This window comes from Protofrankia symbiont of Coriaria myrtifolia (assembly GCF_900634755.1).
GTDB lineage: Bacteria > Actinomycetota > Actinomycetes > Frankiales > Frankiaceae > Protofrankia > Protofrankia coriariae.
In genome coordinates, this window is sequence record NZ_CAAAFS010000190.1 from 1 (window position 1) to 7,461 (window position 7,461).

General features: G+C 72.9%; 5 protein-coding genes. 3 read left to right on the forward strand and 2 right to left on the reverse strand.

The genetic code is table 11. The features are described 5' to 3' along the window. Both CM1CMNOD_RS10785 and CM1CMNOD_RS10790 read right to left on the reverse strand, forming a co-directional pair. Positions 1-2,046 (reverse strand): SDR family oxidoreductase (locus CM1CMNOD_RS10785; protein ID WP_131773972.1); only part of this gene is annotated, 2,046 nt, incomplete at its 3' end. Between the two features lie 272 nt (positions 2,047-2,318). After that, positions 2,319-3,233, reverse strand: a complete 915-nt coding sequence (locus tag CM1CMNOD_RS10790; protein WP_050803489.1) for a 5'-3' exonuclease — start codon at positions 3,231-3,233, stop codon at positions 2,319-2,321. A gap of 147 nt (positions 3,234-3,380) precedes the next feature. Here CM1CMNOD_RS10790 and CM1CMNOD_RS10795 point away from each other — a divergent pair, with 147 nt between their 5' ends. The 3 genes from CM1CMNOD_RS10795 to CM1CMNOD_RS10805 all read left to right on the forward strand — a co-directional run bounded on the left by CM1CMNOD_RS10795 (position 3,381) and on the right by CM1CMNOD_RS10805 (position 7,193). Continuing rightward, positions 3,381-3,824 carry an Lrp/AsnC family transcriptional regulator gene (locus CM1CMNOD_RS10795; protein WP_043606139.1) on the forward strand — a complete coding sequence of 148 codons (444 nt, stop codon included), beginning with the start codon at positions 3,381-3,383 and terminating at the stop codon, positions 3,822-3,824. Positions 3,825-4,212: 388 nt separating this feature from the next. Then, on the forward strand, positions 4,213-5,781 hold the full coding sequence (locus CM1CMNOD_RS10800; RefSeq protein WP_237703132.1) for an amidohydrolase: 1,569 nt from the start codon (positions 4,213-4,215) through the stop codon (positions 5,779-5,781). Positions 5,782-6,818: 1,037 nt separating this feature from the next. Then, positions 6,819-7,193 (forward strand): DMT family transporter, encoded by a 375-nt coding sequence (locus CM1CMNOD_RS10805; protein ID WP_043603525.1) that lies wholly within the window; start codon positions 6,819-6,821, stop codon positions 7,191-7,193. Positions 7,194-7,461 lie beyond the last annotated feature (268 nt).

Sequence of the window (7,461 nt, forward strand, 5' to 3'; positions counted from 1 at the left end):
GTGGCCCAGCCATGCCGCCCGGGCGTCCCCGACCAGCGGCGCCGACGTCAGACGCCCGGTGTAGCGCCCGTCCGGCCCGAGCGCGAGACCGGTCGCGACGATCTCGTCGAACAGCGGCGTCAGCGGACGAGTGAGCACCTCGACCGCGCCGGTGAGCAGGACCGTCCGGTGCCCGGCCTCCCGGTGCTCGCGGACCCGGCGGATCGCCGCCGGCTTGACCCGGCGCAGCAGGATGTCCCCGGCGACCTCGTCGACGAGGCGGGCGAGCTCGTCGGGGTCGGCGCCGGCGTAACGGGTGTACACCGCCCGGATGAGATGGCCCCGGTCCCGCCGTTCGGCGCGGATGTACCCGGGCAGCGCACGGGCCAGCGAGGCCAGCTCCCGGCTGCGGGCCACGGCGTTCTGGTCGGCCAGCCGCAGCCACAGGTAGGACTCGATCACGGTTGAGGACACCAGCGTGCCGTCCAGATCGAACACCGCCAGCGTGTCCGGCCCGCTGGCCGAGGCCGGGGCCACCCGGCGGACCGCCGGCGGTGACGGATCCGGCCCGCGGATCGTCGCCGTCACGCTCGGGATGTGGATGTCCTGCAGGTAGGTGTGCCAGTCGTAGCAGGCCGGGTCGAAGCCGAACCGCTGCGCGTCCGCGGGCTCCAGCCCCTGGTGCAGAGCCCGGGTCGCGTCGTCGACGTAGACCAGTTCGGCCCGGGTGTAGGAGCGGTACAGGTCCTGGTAGCGGCGCAGGAACGACAGCCGCTCGTCGAGCTGCTCCAGGTCGCGGGCGGCCTGGCGGACCCGGTCGGAACGGGGCGCGTACCCCAGCGCCCGGCCGGCGAGCTCGGTGAACCGCTCCCCGCGGCGCAGCCTGCTCTCGACCGTCGCGGCCCCGGCGAAACGCCACTCGGCCGCGGCGACGGCGCCACGGTTGCGGGCGACCAGCGGGTGGCGCTGGAAGTACTCCTGGACGTGCTCGTAGAGGTCCCGGAACAGCAGCGGGTTACGGAAGCCCGAACAGACCGTGTAGTAGGCCGGGGTGTTCGCCGGCGGGGTGGTCGCCGCCGCGGCGATGATCGCGTTGACCACCAGGTCGACCGGGATGATGTCGATGATGCCGTCGGGGGAGGCCGGGAAGTCCGGCAGCTCCCCGCGCGCGTAGGCGATGATCAGCGGCTCGGCCATCTTGAAGCCCTCGATCCACCCCGGGAACGGGCGGGCCAGCGCGCTTTCGATGATGGACGGGCGCACCACGGTCAGCGGCAGGCCGTCGCGGGAGTTCTCCAGGTAGCGCTCGGCGAGCGCCTTGGTGAAGGTGTAGCAGTCGGTCCAGCCCAGCACCCGGGCCCGTTCCCCGCCGATCTCGACGAGCCGGCGCTCCACCCACCTGCGGCGGTGGCGTTCGGCCTCCCGGGAGACCGTCTGGGCGCCGGCGCGCACGTGCTCGGCCTCGGCCCGCTCCCGGAAGCCGCGCAGCGCCTCGGGGGTACGGGAGGCGTCCTCGGCCGCCGGCCGTGCCCGCTGCGCGGCGGCCTGCTCCACCCGCCAGTCGACGGTGTGCGCCAGCCGGCCCTCGGCCACGTGCCCGGAGCGCAGACCCGCCACGTACGCCGTGGAGATGTGCACGAGGTGGGGGCGGGCGCCGCTGTCCTGCACGGCCCGCAGCAGTTCCTGGACCCCGCCGAGGTTGGTGGCGAAACCCGTGTCGATCGGCGGGTCGAAGGACACCTCACCAGCGCAGTGGATCACGATGTCGAGGTCCGCCGGTAACGTCGGCATCCGCTCCAGGTCACCTTCGAGCACGGTGACCCGTTCGCGCAGCGTCCGCTCGACCTCGTCCGCGCCGACCCGCTCGCGCCAGGCCGCGAATGCCGGTTTGGTCACCAGGGCGGCGAACCGGGCCTGTCCGCTGCGGCCGGCGCGGGGGCGGACGAGGACGACCACCTCGGTGTCGGGCAGATCGGACAGCAGCCGTTCGAGCAGTGCCTCGCCCACGAAGCCGGTCGCTCCCGTGACAAGGACACGCTTGCCCGCGAGCCGCTCGGGCAGCCCCACCGCCTCACCTCGTTCCGTCATCGGGATTGCGTTGTCGGGACGCCGGTGGTCACGCGGTGAGGGACACCGGTGCGCGGGGCCGCGACCGGCTCACGCCGGTGAGGCTGCGTCCCCTTTCGCCCAGGTCTGCCTCGTTCGGCGCCGACCGGCCATGGAGCGGGTACGGGTGGACATTACAAGCACAGCCGCGACAAGTGACACAACCGACGTGGCCGACACCGCCGCCAGGGCGTGTCCGACGGCAGCCAGCCGATCATCTGGTCGATCGTCCGTCAGACACGCCCGATGGCCGCGACGAGCCGGTCGCAGGCATTCTCCACACCCCACCGCCGGGCCAGCGCGGCCAGCCCCGCGCGGTCGGCGGGCTGGGCGGGCAGCCGGTCCGCCACCGGCGGCAGGGCGACGTCGGTGACGACCCTGACCACCGGCACGGCCGCGTCCAGGTAGGCTGCGGCCTCGACGATCCGCTGCCTGCTCCCGCCCGGGAAGCCGGCGATCTCCCCACGCGCGGCCGCGGCCCGGACCGCCGCCAGCGACCCGAAGGTGCGCAGCAGCGCCGCCGCGGTCTTCACGCCGATGCCCGGCACGCCCGGCAGCCCGTCGCTGGGGTCGCCGCGCAGCACCGCGAAGTCGGCGTAGGCCCGGCCGGGGATGCCGAAACGGCTGGTCACGGCAGCCTCGTCGATCACGGCGAACCGCTCGACCGCGTAGCGCACCCGCACCGGCCAGGAGTCGTCGACCAGTTGGAACAGGTCCCGGTCCCCGGTGAGCACGTCCACCTCCGCCCGGCCGCGGGCGGCCAGCGTGCCGATGACGTCGTCCGCCTCGTAGCCGGCGGCCGAGACCCGGGGGATGCCGACGGCGTCCAGGACCGCGTCGATGATCGGTAGCTGGGCGGTGAGCTCCGCCGGGACGTCCTCGATCCACCCGGCCCCTTCGGCCCCGCCGGTGCCGCCGGCGGCCACCCGGTGGGCCTTGTACGACGCCAGCAGCGCGACCCGGAACCGTGGGCGCCAGTCCGCGTCGAAGCAGGCGACCAGCCGGGTGGGGCGGATCTCGGCGATCTGCCGGGTCAGGGTGTCCAGCAGGCCGCGCACGGCGTTGACGGGCGTCCCGCCCCCGGCGCGGACCGACCGCGGCACCCCGTAGTAGGCCCGGAAATACAGCGACGGAGTATCCAACAGCATCAGCCGATCGGCGGTAGTGGATGTACGCACTCGGACAGGGTGGCATCCCCTGTCGTGCACCGACACCCGCCTCCGCGCGTATCAACCCGCGTATCAACCTCTGCCCAGCACACGACCACGGTGCGTGATCTGCGTACGCTCCGGATCGTGCTGGAAGACCTTGACCGTGAGATCGTCCGTCTGTTGTGCCGGGACGGCCGGATGAGCTACACCGACCTGGGCCGGGCCACCGGCCTGTCCGTGTCCGCGGTCCATCAGCGAGTGCGCCGCCTGGAACAGCGGGGCGTGATCACCGCGTACGCGGCCATCGTCGACGCCGCTGAGATCGGCCTCCCGCTCACCGCGTTCGTGTCGATCAAGCCGATCGACCCGAGTCAGCCGGACGACGCCCCGGAGCGGCTACGGGACCTGACCGCCATCGAGGCCTGTCACAGCGTCGCCGGCGAGGAGAGCTACCTGCTCAAGGTCCGCGTCGGCACCCCGGGCGACCTGGAAAGCCTGCTGCAGCAGATCCGGGCCGCGGCGAACGTGTCGACCCGCACCATGGTCGTCCTGTCCACCCCGTACGAGGCACGGCCACCAGCCATCTGACAGCAGACTATCCGACACCGCCCGCGGCGGGCGTCACGTCGGCCGGTGTGTGATTCTCGCGACCGTGCAGCCCCGACGACCGTGATTCTCGACGACACGGCCGGCCCGTCATGGGTCACGGCGTCCGGCCCGGCCGCGGGCAGGCACACTTTCAGGTGTGACGGACATGTCGTCGAACCCAGGAGCAGCCGGCTCAGCCGACCCGCTGAACGAACAGGACGGACAACCGGTGGGTACCAGAGCGGCGCGTGCCAGAGCAGTGTCCGCCGCGGCGGCGGACACCCGGGGAGCGGGCGCCGGGACGGGGCGAGCCGGGCGCAACGGCACCCGGCGCATCCTTTACCGCGGCGGGCGGATCCACAGCCCGGCGTCCCCGTTCGCGACGGCGATGCTGGTCGAGGACGGCCGGATCGCCTGGCTCGGCTCGGACCCGGCCGCCGACGCCCTGGCCGCCGAGGAGACCGTGGACCTCGACGACGCCCTGGTCACCCCCGCGTTCGTGGACGCCCACGTGCACGTGACCGCCACCGGGCTCGCCCTTGACGGGCTCGACCTGTCCCGGGCGCCGTCCCTGGCCCACGCCCTCGACCAGCTCGCCGAGCACGTCCGGCGCCGCCCCTCCGATGTGGTGCTCGGCACCAACTGGGACGAGACGGCCTGGCCCGAGGGCCGCCCACCCACGGCCGCCGAACTCGACCGGGCGGCCGGCGGCGTGGCTGTCTACCTCTCCCGTGTCGACGGCCACGGCGCGGTCGTGTCGTCCGCGCTCGCGGCCCGCTGCGGCGCCCCGGGCAGGCCGGGCTGGCTCGGGGACGGCCGCTGCCGGGGCGAGGCCCACCACGCGGCCCGCGCCGCCGCCTACGACAGCGTGTCCGCCGGCCAGCGGCGGGCCGCCCAACGGCAGGTCCGAGCCCACGCCGCCGCTCTCGGCATCGCCGCCCTGCACGAGATGGCCGGGCCGGAGGTCTCCAGCGCGGACGACCTCAGCGACCTGCTCGCGCTCGCCGCCGCCGAACCGGGCCCCGTCGTCCACGGATACTGGGCCGGGGAGATCGACACCGCCGTCGCTCTCGGTGCCGGCATCGGTGGAGACCTGTTCGTCGACGGCTCGCTGGGATCGCGCACCGCCGCGTTGCGCGCCCCCTACGCGGACGCCGCCGCCGGCGACGCGGGCCTCACCGGCGGGGGCGCCGGGGCCGGCAGCCCGGCCGCCGGCAACCGGGGTCTGCTGCACCTGGACGCCGACGCCGTGTCCGGGACGGTCGTGCAGGCCGCCGAGGCCGGTCTGCAGACCGGCTTCCACGCGATCGGGGACGCCGCCCTCGACACCGTCCTCGACGGCTTCGAACGGGCAGCCGACAAGATCGGCCTGCCGCGGATCCTGGCCGGCCGGCACCGCGTCGAGCACTGCGAGATGGCCGACGCCGCCCAGATCGCGCGGATGGCCCGCCTCGGTCTGACCGCCGTCGTGCAGCCGGCCTTCGACGCCTGCTGGGGCGGCCGGGACGGCATGTACGCCCAGCGGCTGGGCGCCGACCGGGCGGGCGCGATGAACCCGTTCGCCGCGATGGCCGCCGCGGGTGTCGTCCTCGCGCTGTCCTCGGACGCCCCGGTGACCCCGCTGGACCCGTGGGGCGGGGTACGTGCCGCGGTCGCGCACCACACACCGTCGGCGGCGCTGAGCGCCCGGGCGGCGTTCGCCGCCGCGACCAGGGGCGGGTGGCGGGCGGCCCGGGCCGACGGCGACGGCAGCGGGCTGCTCGCCCCCGGGGCCCCGGCGACGTTCGCGGTCTGGCAGGTGGCGGGGGAGCTGGTGGTCCAGGTGCCGGACTCCCGCGTCGCGGCATGGTCCACCGACCCGCGCGCCGCTGTCGCCGGCCTGCCCGATCTCGACGGGCCCACGCCGACCTGTGTACGCACGGTCGTGCGCGGCACGGTCATCCACGACCTGCTGTAGGGGCCGGCGGCAGGGCCGGCGAGGAGCGCTTGTGGCTGGCCTGCCGGGGACGGACGGGGCGGGCAGGCCAGCCGGTGGGCAGCCCCCTGCCCGCCTCGTCCGTCCCTCCACCCGTCCATGGGCACGAACGCGCCCGTCGGCGCGGAAGCGGATACGAGAAAGGGTCCCGGACCGCCCTTCGGACCGACGCCGTGCCCGCCGGATGCGGACGCGGACACCGTTGTCTAGGGGACGATCTGGGACCCTCCGGGCTGTCTCGCAGCCCCCCTTTGCCAGCGACGGGAAACTTCCTGTCCGAACCCCGCCGCTGACCGGGCCTGGTAGCAGGCGATCAGGGACGTGTAAGCGTCCGCTGGCCGCCGGCCGGTCCAGTTGTCAGGGAAAAGGCACTCCCGCAGCCGTCTGATGAGTGGACAGGATGAACGGTACCGGTCGTTACTCGGTCGCTGTCAACCACACGTTCCCTCCGGGTCTTCCTCCCGTTCTCCCTGATTCCCCCGGACACGGCGCGGTTCGCCGCCATGCCAGCGCGCCAGCCAGGCATGACGTGTGCGTGGTCGCGCCGCGGTCGCGCATGATTGCACAGCGCAAATTGTGTGTTAATTGTTATTTCTGGTGTCGCGGGTCACAAATGCCGGCCTTCCGCCGGATTTTGCGAACTTTTTCTCAAAAAGAAGATCGCACGATAGATATATCAACCGAGAGACAATCGACGAACAAAAAATATCCACAGACCCCGTGGTCACGCCGACGGTGCGGGCATACCGACATAGGGAGCATCGAGTACTTACTCGAATGCAGCGTGTAGTACTGTCGGCTGCGGTTCCGAACGAGACCGGGGACGAGACCTGACCGCGGCATCGGCCGCGAGCCGGCCACGCCACCAGGAAGCCGCCAGGATGCCGCCGAGAGGCCAGGCCAAGAGGTCCACAGGCCAAGAGCCCCAGGAAGAAGCGATGACAGTCACCGACGCCGCCCACCGCCCTGCCGCCAGGCACAGGCACCGGCGGCCAACCGATCTCTCCCGAAGGATCCTGATGAGCTGGCTGGTTCTGGTGGTCGCGATCGCCTGCGACGTGGCAGCCACCTACGCCCTCGCCGCCTCCCACGGCTTCCGCAACCTGGCCCCCTCGGTCCTCGCCGTCCTCGGGTTCCTCCTGACCACCTACTTCTTCGGCGTCGCCCTCACGGGACTGGGCCCGAGCGTGTCGTACGCGGCCTTCGGGGCGCTGGGGACCGCCTCGGTCGCCGTCATCGGCATCGCCCTGGGCACGGAGCACGCCAACTGGCTCAAGACAGGCTCCCTGACTCTGATCATCATCGGTGTGGTCCTGCTCCCTCTCGCCGACCACCGGGACAAGGGCACCGCACCGCCCCCCACGCACAGCTCCGAACGAACCGCCCGAAGCTGAGATGCCAACCAGGCAATGCCAACCAGGCAACACGGCCGCATCCCAGAACCCTCAGTGCCACACAGTCGCCCTCACGGGAGCGAGGGAACAAACGGTCGCTCTGGCAGCCGTTTCCGTACTCGTTCCTCTCAGGACGGGGTGCGTCAGCACGGTGCTCCGGTGACGTCTTCGATCCGAACCTGACCCACGCCGGCCGCCCGGGCCCGGCGGACGGATGTTTCGCCGACCCGGTCGTTGGCGGGCCGGCTGGTAGCCGACACTACTAGAC